Consider the following 21289-nt stretch of genomic DNA (forward strand, 5'->3'; position numbering starts at 1 on the left):
GTCTCGGCTTCGTCGTCCCCGGAACTGTGCGTGATTCGGTCGCAGGAGCCGATTCGTGCTACACTGCGGGCCAGCCGACCTGGCCACCTGTGTTCGAGAATATGACCAAAGTAACCGCTTTACCCGACGGAGTGGATTTCGACGTGGCCGCTGATGAGACCTTGCTTGAGGCGGCTCTCAGATCGGGTGTGCCATTTGCCCACGCATGTGGCGGCCGGGCGAAATGCTCGACATGCCGCGTTTGGGTTCTCGATGGCCTGGAGGCTTGCCCGGGCCGAAATCCGGATGAAACCTTGATGGCGGACCGGTTGAGATTGACGGATGAGGTTCGGCTGGCCTGTCAGCTTAGGCCGGAAGGCGAGCTTCGCGTCCGACGCCTGGTGTTGGACGAAACCGATATGATAATGACCAGCCAACTTTGCAGTTCTGCTGGGACGCGTTCTGGCGAGTCAAAGCGTGTTGCAGTCTTCTTTAGCGATATCGCCGATTTCACGGCGCTGTCGGAGCGCCTTTCGCCCTATGACGTTATGTATCTGCTGAACCGCTACTTCGCCCAGGTCGGTGACATTATCGAGCAGAATGGCGGTTTCATCGACAAAATTCTCGGCGATGGGCTCATGGCAATATTCGGCGTCGACGACCAGCCTGACGCTCCAATCCGCTCCGTGAACGCCGCGCTTCAGACCCTTGCCACAGTTGATCGTTTGAAGCCGTTCTTTGCCTCGATGTATGGCATCAGTTTCGATATTCGTATTGGCCTCAACTATGGCGAAGCCGTCATCGGCACATTGGGTTTTGCTGGACACGAACGTCTCACGGTAATCGGCGACGTGGTGAATCTGGCCAGCCGGATCGAGGCCGCCAACAAAGATGCCGGTACGCGGCTGCTAATATCCGAGGCTCTCCGCGACCAGATCGCCGACCAGGTGGAAGTCGCGGACTTCGTCAGGGTACGCCTTCGCGGTACCGGCGAGCGCACAAGCCTGTTCGAAATCATCAGGCTGAAGCCCGAAATCGACGCCAAGCTGAATGCCAAAGGGCCTCGCGAAACCATCCGTCACGGCGGCAGGAACTGGGTTCGCGCTTTTGCCGAAGACGAGCTGCAGCCCCACGAACGCCGGATTCTCGATTTTGAAGATTACGATATCGTCGTCGTTCGCGGATCCGACAGCTATTGCGCCTTCAACAATGCCTGCCCGCATCTTCATCTGCCGCTCTTCGAACGCCGAAGTTCCGCTCAGGTCGAAAAGCTGAAGCTCCCACACATGGAGAGCACGATCACCGGAGATCTTGGCTTGGTCTGCCGCTGGCATCAGAGTTGTTTCGACCTGTTTACTGGCGAAATCAGGCAGTGGGCGCAGTTGCAGCAGGATGGTACTGCGCCGGGCTATGAACAGTCGGGTGACATTTCGAAAAACCGCGAAAAGCTGATCGTATACCCCTGCCGAACGCAGGACGGCTTTGTGTGGATCGGGCTCGAGTGAAGACGACGGTCCGATATTCCAGTTTTTTCCGTCGCGATCCGGTTCAAAGAGCCTTCAACAGAATTTTTGGGGAGGACCTGCGTTGATGGGCATGTGTCAGGCACGGTTCCCGCGCGGGCTACGGCCTAGACAAGCGGATTACCTATCTGCGAGTCACGACTTAAGTGGTTGTTTCAGAAAAGACATTTCTGGCATGTGACACTCATGTGGCAATTTTCAACCCTTATTTCGCCGGTCTCCAACCCACATGGTGCAGTCCAGTCGCTAACACGATAAATCTTGATACTCAGGTCCACGGTTCCGGCTTGCAGTTCTGCTCGTGCCAGATTTATTCGGGAGCGATAGGCTTCGGCTTCATCTTGCTGACTTCCGAGCTAAAATATTTCCAGCGCGCAGGAGCCTAACCGGTTTCTCAAAACGCTTGAAATCAGGCAGTCCAATGACGTACCCGACCTGTGACATTTGGAATCGGAATTGGAAGATAAGGGTTGTAACGCCTTGTTTTCAATATAGCGGGTGAGGCGATGCGCTATAACTGTGCTACCATTGCGCACTCTCCGACACGCCAAATTAGCTCAGCACCCACGAGCAAAAATGACCTGAAAAATGGCCGCAAAGTTATCTGTCATCGGAATTGGAAGCCTAGGATTGTAAGCACTTGATTTCAAAGCGCCGAAAACCGCGTTGTGCTGGTGACCTGCCACTGAAGTTTCATCCAGCGGCGATTAGAGCCCCGGCGGTTTTGAATACGCCAAGTGGCGCGGTGGTAGCAACCGGCGGAAACGCGAAGCTTTCATCTTGCGCAGCGTTTCCGCCGGTTGCGGCGATGGTCCCGGCATAGCTTGCCGGGGTCTGGTATCCGAGCGATGAATGGGGCCGGAAATGGTTATAATCTTCGGCCCATTCGGCGATGGCGCTGCGAGCATGGTCGAGGCCGAAGAACAGGCTCTCGTCGAGCAGCTCGTCGCGCATCCGGCCGTTGAAGCTCTCGACATATCCGTTCTGCATCGGTTTACCCGGCGCGATGTAGTGCCACTCCACCTTGTGATCCTTCGACCAGGCAAGGATGGCATTCGAGGTGAGTTCGGTGCCATTGTCGGAGACAATCATGTCAGGCTTGCCACGCCGCTCGATCAGCGTTGTCAGTTCGCGGGCAACACGACGGCCGGAGATCGAGGTGTCCGGGATCGCTGCCAGGCATTCGCGCGTCACGTCATCGACGACATTGAGAACGCGAAAGCGTCTGCCGCAGGCAAACTGGTCATGCACGAAGTCCAGTGACCAGCGGGCATTGGCCCTCGCTTCGACCAGGATCGGTGCACGCGTGCCGACAGCACGGCGTCTGGCTTTCCGCTTGCGAACGGATAGCCCTTCCTCGCGATACAGCCGATAGATGCGGTTGACCCCGGACGGCTCTCCGTCCCGCCGAAGCAGGATGAACAACCGTTTATAACCGAAGCGTCGCCGCTCATTGGCCAACTCGCGTAGCTTTGCTCGCAATTCGATCTCCGGCGGTCGGCAGGACCGATAGCGGATCGTCTTGCGGTCGGCGGAGATGATCTGGCAGGCCCGCCGTTCCGAAAGACCCATGACGGCCTTCAGATGCGTGACGGCTTCACGCTTGGCGGCGGGCCCTACCATTTTTTTGATAGAAGCTCGCGGAGTGCGGCTGCATCCAGCATCTGCTCCGCCAGCAGCTTCTTCAGCCTGCCGTTCTTGTCCTCAAGCGCCTTCAGCCGCTTCGCCTCGGAGACCTCCATGCCGCCGTATTTGGCTTTCCAGTTATAAAGCGTCGCTTCTGAAATTCCGTGCTTCCGGCAAAGGTCGGCCGCCTTCGCGCCAGCTTCCTGCTCCTTCAGCACCGCAATAATCTGCTCTTCCGTAAATCTCTGCTTCTTCATTCGTCCGTCCTTTAATAGGCCGGAACTCTAATCCATTCTGGAGGAAATTACCCGTGGCAGGTCACTGGATCTGCGCTACTTTTGTGCCTTTCAGAGATGCCGGATTGTCTCTATGCGCTTCGGCAGAAATGCGTTTTTGTTTACGACATATAGAGCGGGGAGCGATCCCCATTAGCAGATAGCCACCGCCGGTAGCCGTCGATGGACGGACCGCCGAGGTTAATCGTATACTCCTCCCCGAATATGCAGATGATTGCATAAATCTCGTTCTCATCTGTTACCAGAAGCGAATATTCGTGCAGGACTTGGTAGACCGATTGATCCTCTGAAAAAATCGCCTCTTCGTCATATATACGTCGGCGACTCATCGGCCAGTTTTCCGGCGAATCTCCACGTCTAACAAACCGTCGAATGAGTTTCAGCTCTTCGGAAGCTATAATCTGACCTACGGTGATATCCCCTTCCATGGCCTTTTCGATGTAAACTTCCACGCCTATTTTCGCGATGAAGCGAGCAAGCAAACGGTCGTCGATAGGCATTGACAGTGGAACAAGAAACGTGCCTCGGTTTAAGCCCATCAAAGCTCTTACGAACCGGGCATCATCCTTTTCATGCCAAGCCCCAACGGATGTTCCTTCATCAGGCGAGGTGCGTAGGGCAATGGGTGCGCCCGCTTGCGCGAAGATTCCGTACTGAAATGGGATAATGCCTCGTTTGTTCGCAATGCCTTGACGACTTCGAAGATTTTGGAAATTTATCGAGGACAGAACGGGCTCTTCGATTTTTGATGCGAAATAGTTATTGCATTTGTCGCAAACTATTCCCCGTTTGAGGATGTGTTCTTTGTTCCCAAGGGATTCGGGAATAATGTGTTCGACACTACGAGATTTGCTCGCATCATGCTCGCAAAAGACGCACCACATTGTTCACTTGTTCCTCTTCAAAATTACTTATCTGAAGGAGGCGTTGGGCCTCCAACGCTGTAATACGGCAAAGCACCTGTGGTGGGTGGAAGCCCTTCCTCCAAACTCGCAATTGTTCGATGTCGATCGGTTGGATACGTTGCACCTTTGAGAGCCGGATTCCGATGGCTTCTCGCGCTCCATCAAAGTAGCGATCAAACTCGTTGCGGCTAATTGCCGTGCGATCGGAATAGGTTTCCCACATGGCGTGGGGAGTACCCCGAAAAATGGTATCGATGACCGCGATTCCGACGATCGACGCGACGGGGCGCGTCGCATAAATCCAGAGACGTGCGCCTACCTCTATCGGGGGAATGCGGCGGCGAAGTTCGACTGTTTTTTTGCCAGCTAAGATGGCCTCTGCAAAAGGCGGCCGGATCGATATGATTGCTTCATTGAATTTTGCCATTAGACCACCCGTAAGTGAGAATGGAGTCGATCTTCTCACTTGAAAGCGAGACAGCGGATACAAGGTTCGTGGGGCCGACCGCATCGAAGCGTTTCAGTGTATCGAACGGCACGGGCGCAGGAAACACCATCAGGTTATCGAAAGTCGTCAGCAAAACATTGCCACTTACAGAGAATCCATCGGCATTATCAATGACCAATCGTTTGTCCGATTTGCGATTCAGCTGTGATTTTGGAACCACAATCGAGTTGACGATTCGAGCAACGGCCACAGCGGCCCCTCTTCCGTTCTTCTTGCCCTTTGACTCATAAAAGATGATCGGAGCGCCAACGCGCATTTTTTTGGAGGCTTGGGGCGAATTGACATAGCCGCGCAGGGAGAGGAATGCCGCATCGCGGTTGGCGATGAAAGCTAAACTTGGCTGGACCGCCGTTCCTAACAACTCGTCGGCGTATGCTCGCGTAATGGGAACGATCACACCCTCTCGACCTGGCCAGACCAATAGCGTCGGGCCAAGGAGGTCTTCCAAAACAGTCGAACCGATCCGCACCTTTGTCCCCGCGGGGGTCTGGATTTCGATATCGTTGCCGGTTGACGTGATCGGCAAAGTATCCGGCAAAATAAGTCCCGTTCGCCGGCGCACTTGTTGAACTACGGCAAACCATGTGCTTGCAGAACAGGGCCTGCCAATCGCAATTTTCGAAAAGTTGGGCGAATTTCCATGCCGCTGAAATCCGCGTGCCATGGCCAGTTTGTTAACAATCGACTGCCCGCCGAGATGAATCAATTCGATTGGGATCGGCGCTTTTCGGCTTGAAGTGCGTATTAATGTGTTCAGCAGGTGATCCGTGAAGAGCTCGGCGTCATGGTGTTCGTGCCGGACATGCACGATCATGCGTGCGACAGGATCTACCCCTTTGGGGACTTGAACAACCCCGGCCGCCATGACACGTCCATCACATCGGATTGCTTCGCGTTGGATGAACTCCACTGGCGTATCCGGTTTGGCAAATTCCGAAATGACCGAAGTAGGTACACCCATTTCAGTGAGGTAGGCTGACAACTCCGCATTATCTATTGGGCCCAGTTCAAACCCATCGCCATGCAAAGCGACCAAGGGCGAGCTAAGGGGCTCTGGCAAAAGATCTAAAACTTCTTCAACCGTCGCTATATCGATACCAAACGTCGATAGAAGTTCATTACGCGCATTCAGGATGGGACCATCTCGGGTGATAAATGCCGCAGCGCGCGAAATGGCGGCATGAGCAAGATGCTTTGCGTCGCTCTTGGCCTGCTGTGTGCCGACCCCTTTTGCGTTCCGCTGTACGAATACGATGTCGTAGATCTGATCTGCCACTTTGCCCAACGTAGAGGTATCGGGTGTAGGTAGCCTTGGAAGCTGTAGTGCCATCTGAAGAATAGGATCCGCAGAAGGGGTATTGGAAGTCCTCCGAAGCTCCGAGACAAACTCATCCGCTATTGCAAGACGAATTGTATGACCGAGAGCTTCACCGAACAGGCGGCGCGCGAACTCTGACTGATCCCGTTGCCTTACGAGATCGAAATACACATTCAAGTCGAACGCGAAAACCGGAACTTCTCCGGGATTGCGATGGCGAATTCCTAGGTAGGTTTGTGAGCTTGCCTGAGCCGCAGCGAAAGAAAAGAGATTATCTGTATCGAGTTGACGTGAATGCACGATGATCTTGCGTCCACGGGCTTTTCCTCCGGCTCGTTGAAGCACGGGTTGAAAGCCATTCTTCGTGTAGAAGGCGAGCGCATGCGAAAGATCGGACGCGATGTCCGCTCGGATAGACAGGAAGCCGACGCGCTCAAGTTCCGACACCAGGGCTTTAAGGAGAGATGACGCCACTCCCACTTTTCGAAACGCACTGACTACCGCGACCTGCTGTACTTTTGCGTTAGGGAACACTCCACTGTGAAGAAGATACCCTGCGAAGCTGCGAGATCCACAATCATTTACGACAGCGGCAATCAAGCGGCCACGCCCGATCGCATCCTCAAAAGCCTTGGCAGGAAGAAATCCAAGGGCATTGTCTTTTTCAGAATCAGCGAGCGTGCGAATTTCTGGCAAAAGCGACGTCAGCGCCGCAGTCTCGCGCTCTATGACGACAACGGGTTGTTTCACCCCCAATCCCCAACTCAGCCGCTGTGAATGCATCCGAAGCAGCCAGCTGGTAAAGTCCGTTCTAAGAATGCTGCGGCAATATTCTGCATATTCTAAATACCCACGAATCAGATCCGCGCGTCGTCCGCGCCCCTATTCAGTTTCACCATAATGGTGCCGAATGGGAAAGGCGCGATTGGTCGATTGCCGGGCATTATAGTGGCTGTAGATCGAGGATCGACGTCCATCCCCGTACAACATTCTCGATGATGCTTCTCAAAGAGCGTGCTACCCCTTGTGTTGGAACAATTACTTTCACGCCGAAATCAATGTTGAGCTCCGTATTCTCGATTTCGACGCACTCCGAGATCGCCAATACACGGCCACGTTTTTCGACGTGAACGATGTGTTTGGCAGTGAGCTCGGCGTGCTTCACCGCATCTGCTACCTCTCCAAGAATTTTAGAATCGTTGGGGCGAGCGGACCCGTCGGCTGTCTTGGTGCTGTCGGCCAAAAGTTTTCTAGCTTGACCTAGGTTGGCTATTCCCATCGAGGTCATTGCGCCACGCTCGACCGCAACGTCTGTGAAGTGATGAAGGAGGATTGAAGCGCACATCGCCGTCCGAAGTGTCTCATAGCCCGTTTCGTAGACATGTTGAGCGTCCGCGTCTTTTGCTGATGCGGCCAATTGCTCTTCAAATCTGAAGTATTCCCTGACGGTTGATAAAACCACTCGTTCCCAGTGTGTCTTCAGGACAATACTACCCAATGGTCGCCCCCTGAGTGAACAGCTTGGTGATATTCGGCAATTTCCCTCGCCACCGGGTGAGACGCATTTAGGAATGGACGCACTAGGCGGCCGACTTTAGGCGCCGCCGGACTTTGGAGACGTCAACCGTTGTCAGCATCGGCAAGACCATTTTTTCGTAAAGTTCAAACAGGTGCTCTGCCCGTTCACGCTCCGAATTGAAAGGTTCACTGCGATACAATCGATCAACAGCTATATCCAGTTTTTTGTGGGCTTGGCGAAGGCTCTTGGGCATCGCATCGGGATCGTAAAGTTGAGCTAACGAGCTGTTTGGATATTTAGATCTTGCATTAATAACTTCATTTGCAAGTTTTTCGACATTTTCCTTCGCTTTCGGGGCAGCGTGAGGCCAAGGGAAAGTATTGTAAACAATACCGCTTGAGTATTGGAAACGACTTTCAAGCCGCCCTCCGATATTCGCGAGCCACGACTTGTGCATCTGTGATGATAGCACTCCGAACATAAACAGCGAAGGCTGCTGAACAATCTTAAGCTTATTACTAGGTACACTCGGGGGAGTAATCCACCCCAGCGGTACATACTCGCGCTTTTCGGAGCTTACCTCTGGAAAAGCTAAGAAGGGTTCGGTTGGTATTACGGTTACGTGGAAAGCCGATGGACTATCTGCAAGCATCGTTGCCGATTGCCCCGGCGGCTTAAGCTCACCGTTTTGCCTTCTTTTATGCCTGATCTCGCCCTTCCGGTAGCTTCTGACAAGGTCGAGCCGCTTCTTTATCGTCTTTGCTTTTTTTATTGGCATCGCTTTCTCATCATCTGATGGCGCCGATTGATCAAGTGTTAACAGCCATCGATGATTGCCATACAAGAATTCTTCTCCTCCAATGTACGGGTGGAGATAATGCGCGGCCTCGGGGCACGCCGCTAGTAATTCCTGACGCTCCTCTTCGGTGTCACATATCAGGTAACCGCCATCGATTGGCTTGGTACCAATGATTTGCTTTGGCAAACCGTTCAGCGGACGCGACGTTTCCGAAACGACCCGATGCCGATCATTAAGATCGGACGCGTCGAAAAGATAGGCAGTGAGGGCTTTGTGGTTACTTTCCGTGGGGTCGCCCATAACCGACGGGTAACTAAACAGCCTTTTTACAGGCGGCTCGTTCGTTGACTTAGCCAGGCCAATGATAACGACGTGTACTCGCGCTGCGCCGCTTGCCTCTGATGTCCAGGCGAATGTTCTGTGAGCAAAAGAGATTTCAAGCTTAAAACGTTTGAATAGTATGGGCCATAGCTGCGCTACCTGCTCGCCCTGCGTGATCGAATTGGTGGAAACGAACGCAATGTCGGCACTGCCATTCTGAACGTACTCGCCAGCCTTAATGAACCAAGCGCTTACATAATCCAGCGTCCCACCGCTTCCTCCAAGCTTGGCTAGGTCGCGTACCTGCTTGCGTTGATGTGAACTCTGGTTTTTGGATCCGATAAAAGGTGGGTTCCCAAGAACGTAGCTGCATTCCAGGGGCGAGATTAGATTATGCCAATCGGTTTCAAGGGCATCAGCATTCAAAATGCGTGGTGATTTATTCAGCGGTATTCTCGTGAAGGTCTTACCGAACTCGTAGCTAAGCTGGTTGTTCATAATGTGGTCCATCATCCACATCGCAACCGCTGCAATTCGCGCAGGGAATTCCTCCAACTCGATGCCGTAAAACTGATCTACATCGATCTTCGAAAGCACAGTGACGTCGAGCTCTAGCTGTCCCTCTGGATAAAGCGCCTGCAAGACTTCGATTTCGATCAATCTAAGCTCACGGTACGCAATAATAAGGAAGTTGCCGCAGCCGCATGCAGGGTCGAAGAATTTTAGTTTTCCGAGCCTCGACCAGAACTTTTGAAGTTCAGCTGCTCGATTTCGCTTGAGCTCCTTTATGCGCTTCAGATCCCTTCTTAGGTCGTCAAGAAATAGAGGCCCGATAAGCTTTAGGATGTTCTTTTCTGATGTATAATGCGCACCAAGCCTTCGACGTTCACCGCTAAGCATGACTGATTGGAAAAGAGAACCAAAAATTGCCGGCGATACCTTTTCCCATTTGAACGCGCTCGCGTCCAGCAGCGTCTGACGGATTTTACTGTCGAAAGACGGTATCTTGAGTGTTTCCTTGAAAAGCTCACCGTTAATGTAGGGAAACTGCGCAAGTTGCTCATCCAGATTAGAATGACGTTCTTCTTCCTTGGTGTTTAAGACCTGAAACAGTTCATTAATCTGCCCGCCGAGACCGGTACCGTCTTCATTGGTATTTTCATGAAGCCATGCACGAAATATACCGGTTTCGAAGATACCTGTCGCGTCGGCAAATAAGCAAAATAACAATCGGACCAGAAATTTCTCAAGATCGTGGCCGCGATATCCCGTTGCTTCGAGTGCATCATGAACCGCACCCATAAGGCGCGATGCGGCTATGTTTGCTTCAGGTTGATCCTGATAGCTTTTTTTCTTACCGCCAGCGATGAAGTCGAAAAGCTCAACCTTTTTTGGGAACTCTTCGAGCTTGAATTTCCATTCGCCCCCTTCGTCAAGGTCATACAATTCGAAACTTTGGAAATCGCTCAAAAGAATGTATCTAGGATATTCACTTTCTTTTAGACCAGAAAAATATTCATGGGCTTGCGATTTAGCTTTGGTTAGATTTTTCCCGGCACTTTTTTGTTCTATAAGAAGTACTCCCGGCCAGAGAAGGTCAATGTAGCCTGACTTCTTATCAAGCTTTTGCACGTGTTGTTCGAAGTTTGCTACTCTTCGACGCTTAATGCCAAAAACTTTGAAAAAATCATTGTAAAAGCTGTGGGTTTCGCCTTTTTCGTAGTTAGCGTCTTTCCAGTCTCTTGCAAAGCCTGATGCTCTAACCCGTATCTCATTCCAAGAAAGTCTCATGATATAGCCCTGATGCCCTGAAAGTGACGCTAACCTAGGTCGGAAAAGGTGAATTTTTTGGAACTTCAACCAACGATATTTAGCCTTTGATCGAGCGCTATAGCACGCTTTCGGGGCGCGTAGTTTTGTGATGGTTGAAATATCACAAAATTTGCAATTTGTGACATCCGGGCTCTTCGCTCATTTCGCAAGGTCCGCAACATCTCGCCTCGATATGCGTGCGGCTGATTGCTGCATTCGAGGAACAACGTCACCGCCAGATATGCAAGTTAAGCCCGTCGAGAATATCAGCGAGGGAATGGATACTCCGCGTCACCGCTCCGATTGTCGGTGCCTGCGTAGTGATTGCGTGTTGGGCGGGGTACGTGGAGTTGTCGGAAGTCCCACCTTATATTGTGCCGGGGCCGGAGACCGTCGCTATGGCACTTGTAAACGATTGGTCCATACTGGGACCGGCGCTTTGGGTAACTGCCCAAAACTACATCTGTGGCGCTGCTCCTCGCTGTGGTGGGAGGGGATGCGCGGCGGTGGTATTGGCACAATCTCGATGGATTGAGACGTTGTTGTCGCCGGTCATGGTAACATTGCAGGTAACGCCGATCGTCGCGATTGCGCCGCTGATCCTGAGCTACGCGCAGACACCGTGGATTGCGCAGTTGATATGTGCGTTTCTTGTGACGTTCTTCCCAATCATTCTGAATACGCTGTAAGGCTTGAAAAGCACTGAACGCCCATCAAGGTGGAAGCGTACCCACCTCTGGGGCTTTGGCTAAGTTCGCCTCCGACCGCTAAAGCCCTTGGCCCCCAAAAGATGCCCGCTTAACTGGCCCTCTTCTTCCTCCCTGTCCCCCTCCTCTTCCCAGTCCGTATCACCGACCGAGTAATTGGCACACCTCCAAACCCCGTCAGCATTCCCACAACTGGCAACATCGCCACCCACTGTTCTGGCCTAAGTGCCGACGCCAATATATCCCCCTCCAAAGCCTTCGATATGGCTGCATTCTCGTCCCTCTGACGCGACATCCTATAGTCATGAACATAACCATTCGGAGGGCGTGTCGGCCTAATCCTTGGCATCGAACTCCTCCAAAATCTTCACGACGTCCTCACGATCAATCTGGTCCGCCAACTGCCTAGCCCTCGCCAAGTGGTCGGGCGTGGGTGGCACCTGCATCCGTGCGGCTCCGCAATACGGGTCTAATGCATTGCGAGACATGATCCAGTCTTCAATCAGCCCAACAGTTGTAAACCACACCCCGGCTCGGTTCCGAGCGACAGGGAAGCCCTCTTCCAGCCTCCATCTGGCGAGGGTCTGGCGAGTGACGCCAAAAAACGCAGCGATGCGATCCAGCCCCATCACTATCGGGCTTCCGACCTCCTGCATGCGAGCGTGGTTTATTCTGCGTGTCATAGCTTTGTTAACCACTTACCAAGGGCGTCCGGCACCTTGGACCGGCGGCTTCGACCGGCATAGTGTATTATATTAGATGCTGCGTAACTATCCACCAGCAACACAGCCCAGCTGCGAAAAGCCCCTCTTTCGCAGGCACAAGAAGCCCCTCGCTAGTTCCAACCTAGTGGGGCTTTTTTCTATGTGGGATATAAGGGTTTCATTAGTGACAGCATGCGGCACTCATGTGGCATGGAGCCAACCGGACTGGTTGGGACACCATTGTAATTGTTGGGATAATTTGCGACTGATTGTCAGTCATTCCCACATGCGAAATTAGCGATCAAGTGGATAAAAAGTGTTATGTATCAAATACTTATAGGAAATATGGCCGTGCCATCAAAGGCGGATTGAAAATCCGCGTGTCGCTGGTTCGATTCCGGCTCTGGGCACCATAAAAATCCAACGAATTCAATTGGAGGGGTGATCGTGCAGTTGTTCTGCGGCCGGGGGCACGATGACGTGAGCCCGTGCGGCAGAGCCTCCCTGCTTAGAGCCTGATTGAAGGTGCCTTAGGGTTCAGCGAATTGGCCAGATCAACGGCCATCCCATGGTCCAGCTTACCGAGGACAATGCCGTTCACGTTGGCTGTCCTGCCGGTGTGCATGTCGAAGACGGACCACTGGTCGCCCTGAACCTTCTTCGCGGTGAAGCGTGGGTTGATTTGAAATCTCATTGTTCCTCACCTTATTTGTTTCGTTCGAGGGGAACATAAGAGCTCTCATCGACCTGTTACCCCGGTGAATGCATAGCTGCCATTCAGGGGTCAGATCGAGGGTGGCTGAAGACGGATGTCGAAGCGTCTGATCAGGCCGTTCTCTATCCGAAAAATATGGCCGCCCATCTCGTCGAACAGCAAGTTGCCCTTGAGGTCGCGCGCGGTCAGGTGGACCTCGACATCGGTCGTTCCATCCGCACCGATCGAGAAGCCGACCGGCTCCGCGTGGGAGTCGATCGTCGCCCATTGTCGCGTCCAATAGTCGCGAACGCCATCGTGTCCGTAGACATGCCCGCCCTCCAAGCCGTTGGCCCACACGACATCTCGGTGCAAGAACGCCAGCACCGCTTCCATGTCGCGGGCGTTGAAACGGTCGTAAAGGTGCTCAAGAAGTTCTGTGTCGCTGGTCATCGCGCGCTCCTGAACTGCCCCGAAGGGCAAGGGTAAGCTCGTCGAGCGGCTCGGGCAAGTCTGGGCCGGGACCGGAATTTCAAACTGAAACACCACAGAATCCCCATCCACCGCAGCGGCCAGTCCGGTGAACACCTCGTACACCCTCCAGCAACCGTCAGGGTTCTTAACGCGACCCCGGAATGTTTGATAAAGCCTCAATGTCAGCAGGAACCGAATGATCCATTGTCACGGCATCCACAATGTCCATGGCGGTGGCCTCATCAAGGCGCTTCAGGTCACCGTATGATCGACGACAGCGACTTCGCCGGTCTCCGTATCGAGGATCGACCAGGTGCCTTCCTCCTCGTGTCTGGCGGTATACTGAGGGCAAATCGGAAATATCATTCTGCGATCCCTACAGTTAGCGTTGAGGACGCCCGCCTCCCTCCTTACAGATCCGCCTTCGGTGCTGGTCTTCCGCTTTTCCTCGACGTTGAGGATAATCACAAGATCATTGGCAACATCGTGGGGTAACCGATTGAGATCCACCCCGTGCAGCGGCGTTGATCGCTCTTGCTGCGTCTGCAGCACTGCCGATTGCGACCGTTCCTATCGCCTGCTCGGTCGATGGATCAATGACTTCGAGCCTCCTTAGAATCTCGGGTTCGATCCAGTCACCGTCGATATAGAACCTGTGAGCGTTCTTCATGGGATCCCTGAATGTTTGGCAGTTGACTGTACTGGCGGATAATCGAACGTTTCCGGGCCATTCATGATCGTGGAGAAGAGGCTGGTTTGACCATTGACGCGTCACACGAGACGCTTTTTCGCTGCGGCCCAGTCTAAAATGTGAAGGCGTCACCGCTCAGAAATCAGCCACTTTCCCCCAGGCAGATTTTAAGAAGCGGTCTGGATGGTAGGGCCGAGGATCGACGATCGGCTCACCGCCTGTGACGATATCGGCAATCAGGTGACCCGCGCCCGGCCCGATGCCGAAACCGTGACCGCTGAAGCCGGCGGCCAAGATGAAGCCGGGAACGCTCGCTATTTCGCCGATCCCCGGCACCCCATCGGGGGTGCTGTCGACATAGCCTGCCCAGGCGGCAGCAATCTTGGTGTTCTTCAAAGCAGGCAACAATCCGAGGGCGCGCGAATGGGTAATGCGAATGGTCCGTTTATCGATGGCCGGATCGAGGATGCGCATGCGCTCCATCGGCGTGGGCGCGTCCAGCCGCCAGCGTGCCAGTGTCTCATGTCCAGAGCGAATTCCCTGCAATCCACCCGGCGCTAGGCTGCGCCAGCGCCGGACGAACATTGGCAGGAACTGCGGCGCGAAGCGGAATTGTTGCGGCGTCAGATCGACGCGGCCGCCGCCGCTGATTGCCAGGGTATAGCCGCCGTCGCGGCGACGGGTGGCAGAAACGGCCGTCGTATGTAGCGCGTCTGGCAGGCCAGTGGCGCCAGGTGAGACGGAAAGGATCGAAGAGCGGACAGAGGCTTGGGGAAAGCGGACGCCAAGTTGATGGCAGAACGAGGAGGCCCAGGCACCGCCGGCAAGGACCGCGATTTTAGTGCGAATTGTGCCATGTTCGGTGACAACGCCGCAGACTCGACCACCTTCGGTCTCGAGACCGCGGGCGGCACAGGATTGGTGGACCGTTCCTCCGAGCTTCAAGAGCGCGGCCGCGACGGCCGGTGCTGCGGACGCCGGATCGGCGGTGCCGTCGGTCGGCGAAAAGACACCACCCTTCCAAGTCCTGCCGGTCGCGCGGCCGCGCTCCGTCGCCGCGGCACTGTCGAGCATATGTGTTGTGACCCCGGTGGTGCAGGCGAAGTCGCGCCAGCGCGCCCAGCCGGCCAGTTCCTCGTCATTGTTGCTCAAATAGAAGAGCCCGCAGCGGCGAAAGCCCGTGTCCTCTCCCGTTTCGGCGGCAAAGCTCTCCCAGAGGTCGAGGCTCTTTGTTGCCATGGGCAGTTCGCGAGCGTCGCGGTTTTGCTGGCGGCACCAGCCCCAGTTGCGGCTCGATTGTTCCGCCCCGATCCGACCTTTTTCGACGAGCGCTACCTTCAACCCGCGCTGGGCCAGATAATAGGCCGCAAAGACACCGACGATGCCGCCGCCGATGATCACCGCGTCGGCAGCAGCGGGCAGCTCCGTAGATGTAGCGACAAATTTCAGCGGTGCAGGCATGGCATGGTCTCCGTTTCGAATCCAGTCTAGCGGTTTCTTTGCCCCAGCGTTGCCGGACTTCGGGCGATGGCAGCAGAAAATTCTGTCTTGTCAAATGTGCTCAGACCTTTGTGCTTGAACACCTGAGGCAGAATGAATCGACAGACACGTTCTATGTGTTAGGTTCAGCGAAAGGTGTCCGCAGCAGAATCTACTGCGCCATTGGCTGAGGTAGAGGATCCGAAAAGGTGGCCCATGAAGCTAGACAGGATTGACATCAAGATTCTCTACGAACTGCAGAAGAACGGACGCATCACCAATGTGGAGCTTGCCGAGCTTGTTGCTCTCTCGCCGAGCCCCTGCCTGATGCGGGTGAAGAAGCTCCAGTCGGAGGGTTACATCGGAGGCTACGCTGCGCAGATCAATGTCGGCAAGCTGGGTCAGACGCTTACCGTATTCACTGAGATCACGCTGAAGAACCACCGGCAGGTAGATTTTGCCCGGTTTCTCGCCGCGATCGAGAAAATTGATAATGTGATCGAGTGCCACCTGGTATCTGGCGGGTACGATTATCTGCTGAAATTCGTGACTGCCGGAATCGGCGAGTATCAAACTATCATGGAACGCCTCACCGACATGGACGTCGGCATCGACAAATATTTCAGCTTCGTCGTTTTGAAGTCGCCGATCGTAAAGGCGCACATGCCACTGACCAGCCTGTTTCCGACGTAAGGCTGTATCTTGCTTTCCGTATGCTCTCCATATCACCCTGATTGAACACGAACGCCGTCGCCTCAGCGCCGGCAATAGGCCCGAACCAACTCCGCGTCCTGCTCGAGTCCGTCGAGCCAGGCGGGGTCGAGCTTCGGCACCGAGGAAAAGAGCAATTGCGAATAGGGGTGGTGCGGAGTCTTGACCTCGGCCGGAGTGATTTCCTCGACCTTTCTGCCGCCATACATCACAACGATCTCGTCGCAGATCGCCTCGACAACGGACAGGTCGTGGCTGATGAAAATGTAGGAGAGTCCGAGCTCGCGTTGCAATTCCTTGAGGAGGTCGATGACCGCGGCGGCGACAACAGTATCGAGTGCCGAGGTAATCTCGTCGCAAAGGATCAACTTCGGATCAGCGGCCAATGCGCGGGCAAAGTTCACGCGCTGCTTTTGACCGCCGGAAAGCTCTCCCGGGCGCCGGTGGCGCAGATTGCGCGGCAGGCGCACCATATCGAGCAATTGGTCGATGCGGGTGCTCCGCGCCTTTCTGTCCATGCCATGGTAAAAGACGAGAGGTCGGTCAAGGATGTCCTCGACGGACTTTGTGGGATTGAGCGCGGTGTCAGCATATTGGAAGACGATTTGCATCTGGCGCAGTTGGTCGCGCGAGCGCTCGCGTGCGTTGCGATCAAGTTCCTTGCCATCGAAGACGATCTTGCCGACGGCGGCCGGCAAGATGCCGGCTATGGCGCGGGCGAGCGTCGACTTCCCGCAACCGGATTCGCCGATGATGCCGAGGTTACGACCCTTCTCCACCTTGAGGCTCACATGCTCCACGGCGCGCACGAGCGGCAGCCCGTCGCTCTGACGCTGGCCGTAACCGGCAACAAGGTCATCGATCCTTAGAAGCGGAACGGGCAGAGCCTCCGAAGGATTGACAGGCCCGCGCGCCTTCGGCTCGAACGCGGCGAGCAACTCCTGCGTATAGGGATGTTTCGCAGCGCTGAGGATTTCCTCGGTCGTTCCGGTCTCCTGCGTCTCGCCGCCTTTCAGAACGACGATGCGGTCGGCAATCTGGGCGACGACAGCAAGGTCGTGCGAGACATAGACCCCAGCGATCCCGCCCTTCTTCATGACGGCCTTGAAGGCGCGCAGCACCTCGATCTGCGTGGTAACGTCGAGTGCCGTCGTCGGCTCGTCGAAGATGACGAGCTTGGGGTCGCCGATCAGGGCCATGGCGGCTGCTAGGCGCTGCAACTGCCCGCCGGAAACCTGATGCGGATAGCGGCTGCCGATCGTCTCCGGCTCGGGCAACGACAGTGCGCGGAAGAGCTCGACGGCATGGATGCGAGCGTCGTCCGGAGACATGAGGCCATGGATGCGAGTGACCTCTATGACCTGGTCCATGATGGTGGCGGCAGGGTTAAAGGCGGCGGCAGCCGATTGCGGTACGTAAGCGACCTCGGTGCCGCGTATCCTGGCGCGCTGCTTTTCCGTGAGCGCGACCAAGTTCTTGCCGGCGACTGAAACAGTGCCACCCGAAATGCGACAGCCTGGGCGCGCGTGACCCATCAACGTCAATGCAATCGTGGTCTTTCCCGAACCGCTTTCCCCGATCAGGGCGACTATTTCGCCTTCAGCGATTGTCAGGCTGACGCCCTTGATGATTTCGACGCGGCGTCCGGAATCGGTGGTTGCTTCGACCTTCAGGTCACAGATTTCGACGAGATTGGTCATCATTCGCTCCGATCTCGGATCTTCTGCGGGAGGTTGTCTATCAGCAGATTGACGCTGATCGTGAGGCTGGCGATCGCAAGCGACGGGAACATGACGGCCGGTGCGCCGAAAGGCAGGCCGCCGATATTCTCGCGGACAAGTGCGCCCCAGTCGGCATAGGGCGGCTGAACACCGAGGCCGAGGAATGACAGGCCGGATAAAAGCAACACGATGAATACGAAACGAAGGCCCAGATCAGCGAGCACGGGCCCGACGATGTTGGGTAGAATTTCGGATCGAATGAGATAGAGGGTGCTCTCCCCACGGATACGCGCGACGGTGATGAAGTCCATCGCGTTAATATTGACGGCAAGTGCGCGAGCGAAGCGGTAGGATCCAGGAATGTAGATGACCGACAGCGTCAAAATCAGCACCGGGATCGAGGAGCCGACGGCAGCAACGACCACAAGCCCGAAGAGCTTGCTTGGTATGGAGTTCAGCGCGTCGAGGAAGCGGCTTAAGATCGTATCAATCCAGCCTCCAGTGACGGCGGCGATCATGCCAAGAACCACGCCGCTGAAACAGGCAATCGTCACGGCTGCAAGCGAGATGCCGACGGTATAGCGCGCGCCCATCAGGATTCGCGAGAGCATATCGCGGCCGAGATAGTCGGAGCCGAACCAAAGATCCCGGCTCATCGGGCCGAAATAGTCGATATCAATGATTTCACCGACCGGGTAGGGGATCACGAGCGGCGCGAAGATGGCAACGAGCGCCCAGGACAGGATGATCGCAAGGCCAATCATGCCCACGACGTTGAAGCGATAGCCAAACCGGATTCCAAATTTCCGGGTGGGTGTCGACGTGCTTGAAGTCGTCATTGTCATCGGAGCCTCGGATTGGAAAGAATGGCGATGATGTCGGCAGCCGTGATCAGGATTAGGTAGCCGAGACAGAAGATCATCGCGCAGCTTTGGATCAGCGGTAGGTCGCGGGTGGCGACGGCGTCGACCATGAGCTTGGCAATCCCGGGATAGTTGAAAATCGTCTCGACGATGATCACGCCACCCAGCAGATATGAAAGCGAGAGCGCAACGGCATTAACGATCGGCCCCAGCGCATTGGGCAGCGCGTGACGAAAGACAATGCGCGGTCGGGAGGCCCCCTTGAGTAGCGCCATCTCAACATAAGGCGTGTTGAGCGTTTCGATGACTGCAGCGCGCGTCATCCTTATCATCTGCGCCGAGACGACGAAGGTCAGCGTGATCACCGGCATGGCATAGACTCTCAGCATATCGCTCAAGCTGTGGACCTCGTTGGCGAAAGAGAGCGCCGGCAGCCACTTCAGGTAGACGGCGAAGATCAGCACGGCGGAGGTCGCGACCATGAATTCTGGGACGGAGATTACGCCTATCGTCAAAATGGTGACAATCCGGTCATAGAGCGAGCCGCGCAGCATGGCAGCGGTGATTCCGAGCGTCAGCGCGATCGGGACCGAGAACAGGGCGGTCACGCCGGCAAGCTTCATGGTGTTGATGAAACGCCCGGCAATAAGATCGGCAATGGGCATGTCGTTGGCATAGGAGGTGCCGAGATCGCCATGCAGGAGGCCGACAATCCAGCGCAGGAAACGGAAGAGCGCCGGTTCGTCGAGGTGCATCGCGGTGCGCAGACCGGCGACGGCCTCGGGTGTGGCAGCCTGGCCGAGAAGGATGGTTGCCGTGTCGCCCGGCAGCAGTGTCGTCGCGAAGAACACTGCGAAGGAAACGATCAGCAATGTGACCACGGCAATGAGCAATCTGCCAAGGACAAGCGATAGGACCGGGTTTTTCACACGCGTTCCCTTTCAGCGTTCGAGATGGTGTTCCGCATCCAAAGATGCCCGGGGCTGCGCCAGTGCGGAGAGCCCCGTGGCCAGTTGCTTCGTCAGGCTTCAAGCCAGACGTATTCGGCAAAGGCATAGCCCATCTGGCCGCCCAGCGGGTTCGCTTCCAGGCCTTTGAGTTTGGCCGTGGTGGCATCGACGTTCGAAATATAAGCCGGAATGATCGTGCCAGCTTCTTGGGCGACCATAACCTGCATGTCGTTGTAGATGGCCTTTCTCCTGTCCTGGTCGAGCGAACCGCGCGCCTCGATCAGCATCTTGTCGAACTTCTCGGACTTGTACTGGCTCTCGTTCCACGGCGCTTCGGAAGCGTAGAGCAGCGAGAACAGGATGTCCGGTGTCGGGCGCGGATTAATGTTGCCGAAATGGACGGGGGCCTTCAGCCAATAATTGTCCCAATAACCGTCGGACGGAACGCGCTGGACGTCAAGCTTCATGCCGATTTCGGCACCGGCCGCCTGGATGATCATCGCCATGTCGATTGAGGAGGTCGCTGCGTCGGAGGCGATCACCGGGATGGACTGACCCAGAACGCCGGCCTTTTCGAAATGGAACTTGGCCTTTTCGGGATCGAATGCGCGCGCCTTTAGGTCTGCATTATGATAAAAGTTCGCGGGCGACACCGGCTGGTCGTTGCCGACCTCAGCCAACCCCCGGAGCGCCGACTTGACGATCTGCTCGCGGTTGACGAGAGACTTCATGCCTTCGATGAAGTCCCGCTTGCTGCCAGGCTCCATGTCGAGCCGTATGTTGAGATCGGTGTAGTTGCCGGAAGTCGTCTTCGACAGCACGAAAGCGTCCCCCTGCGTCTCGACCAAGCGCATCGAGCGTGGATTGATCGAGGCGGCAAGATGAATGTCACCCGAAAGCAGTGCGTTGACGCGTGCATTGTCGTCGCTGATGGCAAAATACTCGAAGGAGTCGACGTTCGGCCCCGACTTCCAGTAGTTCTTGTTCTTGACCCCGATCGACCGCACGCCGGGCTCGAAGGCTTCCTTGACGAAGGCGCCGGTGCCGTTTGCCTTCGAGAAATCGGTGGTGCCGTCGGCGACGATCATGAAGTGGTGCATCGATAGGATGGTCGGCAGGTCCGCGTTCGCATCGGCGAGGGTGATCTCGACGGTCTGTTTGTCGACTGCCTTGAAGCCCGTCATTTGGGCGGCGATTTTCGCGACCTTCGAACCGACCGCCGGGTCGAGATGGCGCTTCAGCGAAAAGATGACGTCCTCTGCCGTCAGCGGCTTGCCGTCGTGGAAAGTAACGCCGCTCTTGAGCTTGACGGTCCAGGTTTTTGCATCCTTGGATTCGATTGCTTCCGCAAGCTCCATTTGTGGGACGCCTGCCTGGTTGAGGAAGGTGAGGCGATTGTAAAAGGAGCAGCAACGGACATAGTCCGTCGAAAGCGATGCCTTGGCCGGGTCGAGCGTATCGGCGGTCGACGACGACCATCCCGCCGCCTTCAGCGCGCCGCCGGAAACCGGCGTGGCGGCGACCGCCCGCGAGGCGCGACCGAGGATGAGGCCGCCCGCCGACATCGCCACACCGCCGGCCAGCATCATGTGAAGCAATTCTCGACGCGTCGCGCCACGGCGGATGGCATTTTCGACCATCGTGTCGTCGGATGTGGTCCAGTTTGTGATCTTGTCGTTCATGGCATTC

Annotated in this window: 16 protein-coding genes and 1 pseudogene; 3 read left to right on the top strand and 14 right to left on the bottom strand. The window is 55.5% G+C overall.

The window, feature by feature from the left end; translation table 11 throughout:
• Positions 1 to 101 precede the first annotated feature (101 nt).
• Positions 102 to 1484 carry an adenylate/guanylate cyclase domain-containing protein gene (locus ISN39_RS01355; protein WP_281438318.1) on the top strand — a complete coding sequence of 461 codons (1383 nt, stop codon included), beginning with the start codon at positions 102 to 104 and terminating at the stop codon, positions 1482 to 1484.
• A 711-nt stretch (positions 1485 to 2195) separates the two neighbouring features.
• Here the strand turns inward: ISN39_RS01355 and ISN39_RS01360 are convergent.
• The 6 genes from ISN39_RS01360 to ISN39_RS01385 form a co-directional block, all read right to left on the bottom strand.
• A protein-coding gene (locus ISN39_RS01360) for an IS3 family transposase (RefSeq protein WP_194728919.1) occupies positions 2196 to 3385 on the bottom strand; the annotation gives its coding sequence in 2 pieces (ribosomal slippage) (positions 2196 to 3133 and positions 3133 to 3385; 1191 coding nt in all).
• A 140-nt stretch (positions 3386 to 3525) separates the two neighbouring features.
• Positions 3526 to 4308: an HNH endonuclease gene (locus ISN39_RS01365; protein WP_194728920.1), complete on the bottom strand. Its 783-nt coding sequence runs from the start codon at positions 4306 to 4308 to the stop codon at positions 3526 to 3528.
• On the bottom strand, positions 4283 to 4756 hold the full coding sequence (locus ISN39_RS01370) for an ASCH domain-containing protein (RefSeq protein ID WP_194728921.1): 474 nt from the start codon (positions 4754 to 4756) through the stop codon (positions 4283 to 4285). The genes ISN39_RS01365 and ISN39_RS01370 overlap by 26 nt, the downstream gene beginning before the upstream one ends.
• Positions 4740 to 6905, bottom strand: a complete 2166-nt coding sequence (locus tag ISN39_RS01375) for a GNAT family N-acetyltransferase (protein ID WP_194728922.1) — start codon at positions 6903 to 6905, stop codon at positions 4740 to 4742. Before ISN39_RS01375 ends, ISN39_RS01370 begins: the two co-directional genes overlap by 17 nt.
• Before the next feature lie 193 nt (positions 6906 to 7098).
• On the bottom strand, positions 7099 to 7653 hold the full coding sequence (locus ISN39_RS01380) for a hypothetical protein (protein ID WP_194728923.1): 555 nt from the start codon (positions 7651 to 7653) through the stop codon (positions 7099 to 7101).
• Positions 7654 to 7735: 82 nt separating this feature from the next.
• The gene (locus tag ISN39_RS01385; protein ID WP_194728924.1) at positions 7736 to 10585 is read right to left on the bottom strand and encodes a DNA methyltransferase; all 2850 of its coding nucleotides are present in this window, start codon (positions 10583 to 10585) and stop codon (positions 7736 to 7738) included.
• Positions 10586 to 11004: 419 nt separating this feature from the next.
• Here ISN39_RS01385 and ISN39_RS01390 point away from each other — a divergent pair, with 419 nt between their 5' ends.
• A complete protein-coding gene (locus ISN39_RS01390; protein WP_194728925.1) occupies positions 11005 to 11295 on the top strand; it encodes an ABC transporter permease subunit in 291 nt (96 codons plus the stop codon).
• A 1230-nt stretch (positions 11296 to 12525) separates the two neighbouring features.
• Here ISN39_RS01390 and ISN39_RS01395 read toward each other — a convergent pair.
• The 4 genes and pseudogenes from ISN39_RS01395 to ISN39_RS01405 all read right to left on the bottom strand — a co-directional run bounded on the left by ISN39_RS01395 (position 12526) and on the right by ISN39_RS01405 (position 15337).
• Positions 12526 to 12711, bottom strand: a complete 186-nt coding sequence (locus ISN39_RS01395) for a hypothetical protein (RefSeq protein WP_194728926.1) — start codon at positions 12709 to 12711, stop codon at positions 12526 to 12528.
• 90 nt (positions 12712 to 12801) lie between these two features.
• Entirely contained in the window at positions 12802 to 13299 is a 498-nt protein-coding gene (locus ISN39_RS01400; RefSeq protein ID WP_338112269.1) for a nuclear transport factor 2 family protein, read from the bottom strand.
• A gap of 403 nt (positions 13300 to 13702) precedes the next feature.
• Positions 13703 to 13855, bottom strand: a pseudogene (locus ISN39_RS36035) (aldehyde dehydrogenase family protein); the annotation flags it as partial.
• Positions 13856 to 14011: 156 nt separating this feature from the next.
• Positions 14012 to 15337, bottom strand: coding sequence for an FAD-binding oxidoreductase (locus ISN39_RS01405; protein WP_194728927.1), 1326 nt, complete (start codon positions 15335 to 15337; stop codon positions 14012 to 14014).
• A 234-nt stretch (positions 15338 to 15571) separates the two neighbouring features.
• Between ISN39_RS01405 and ISN39_RS01410 the strand changes: the two genes are divergently transcribed.
• Positions 15572 to 16048: an Lrp/AsnC family transcriptional regulator gene (locus ISN39_RS01410; RefSeq protein WP_194728928.1), complete on the top strand. Its 477-nt coding sequence runs from the start codon at positions 15572 to 15574 to the stop codon at positions 16046 to 16048.
• A 62-nt stretch (positions 16049 to 16110) separates the two neighbouring features.
• Here the strand turns inward: ISN39_RS01410 and ISN39_RS01415 are convergent, their stop codons facing one another.
• The 4 genes from ISN39_RS01415 to ISN39_RS01430 form a co-directional block, all read right to left on the bottom strand.
• Complete coding sequence (locus ISN39_RS01415) at positions 16111 to 17766, bottom strand: ABC transporter ATP-binding protein (protein ID WP_194730074.1); 1656 nt, start codon at positions 17764 to 17766, stop codon at positions 16111 to 16113.
• The gene (locus tag ISN39_RS01420) at positions 17766 to 18632 is read right to left on the bottom strand and encodes an ABC transporter permease (protein WP_194728929.1); all 867 of its coding nucleotides are present in this window, start codon (positions 18630 to 18632) and stop codon (positions 17766 to 17768) included. Before ISN39_RS01420 ends, ISN39_RS01415 begins: the two co-directional genes overlap by 1 nt.
• Positions 18629 to 19579 carry an ABC transporter permease gene (locus ISN39_RS01425; protein ID WP_183927597.1) on the bottom strand — a complete coding sequence of 317 codons (951 nt, stop codon included), beginning with the start codon at positions 19577 to 19579 and terminating at the stop codon, positions 18629 to 18631. The genes ISN39_RS01420 and ISN39_RS01425 overlap by 4 nt, the downstream gene beginning before the upstream one ends.
• Positions 19580 to 19671: 92 nt before the next feature.
• The gene (locus tag ISN39_RS01430; RefSeq protein ID WP_194728930.1) at positions 19672 to 21282 is read right to left on the bottom strand and encodes an ABC transporter substrate-binding protein; all 1611 of its coding nucleotides are present in this window, start codon (positions 21280 to 21282) and stop codon (positions 19672 to 19674) included.
• Positions 21283 to 21289: the final 7 nt, after the last annotated feature.

Origin of the sequence: Rhizobium sp. 007 (genome assembly GCF_015353075.1) — a bacterium.
In the GTDB taxonomy this organism is placed as follows: domain Bacteria; phylum Pseudomonadota; class Alphaproteobacteria; order Rhizobiales; family Rhizobiaceae; genus Rhizobium.

Bases quoted from the DNA above. Each gene is read 5' to 3' on its own strand.
- ISN39_RS01355 (WP_281438318.1), top strand. From the start codon at position 102: ATGACCAAAGTAACCGCTTTACCCGACGGAGTGGATTTCGACGTGGCC.
- ISN39_RS01365 (WP_194728920.1), bottom strand. From the start codon at position 4,308: ATGTGGTGCGTCTTTTGCGAGCATGATGCGAGCAAATCTCGTAGTGTC.
- ISN39_RS01370 (WP_194728921.1), bottom strand. From the start codon at position 4,756: ATGGCAAAATTCAATGAAGCAATCATATCGATCCGGCCGCCTTTTGCA.
- ISN39_RS01385 (WP_194728924.1), bottom strand. From the start codon at position 10,585: ATGAGACTTTCTTGGAATGAGATACGGGTTAGAGCATCAGGCTTTGCA.
- ISN39_RS01390 (WP_194728925.1), top strand. From the start codon at position 11,005: ATGGCACTTGTAAACGATTGGTCCATACTGGGACCGGCGCTTTGGGTA.
- ISN39_RS01395 (WP_194728926.1), bottom strand. From the start codon at position 12,711: ATGAGATTTCAAATCAACCCACGCTTCACCGCGAAGAAGGTTCAGGGC.
- ISN39_RS01405 (WP_194728927.1), bottom strand. From the start codon at position 15,337: ATGCCTGCACCGCTGAAATTTGTCGCTACATCTACGGAGCTGCCCGCT.
- ISN39_RS01410 (WP_194728928.1), top strand. From the start codon at position 15,572: ATGAAGCTAGACAGGATTGACATCAAGATTCTCTACGAACTGCAGAAG.
- ISN39_RS01415 (WP_194730074.1), bottom strand. From the start codon at position 17,766: ATGACCAATCTCGTCGAAATCTGTGACCTGAAGGTCGAAGCAACCACC.
- ISN39_RS01420 (WP_194728929.1), bottom strand. From the start codon at position 18,632: ATGACAATGACGACTTCAAGCACGTCGACACCCACCCGGAAATTTGGA.
- ISN39_RS01430 (WP_194728930.1), bottom strand. From the start codon at position 21,282: ATGAACGACAAGATCACAAACTGGACCACATCCGACGACACGATGGTC.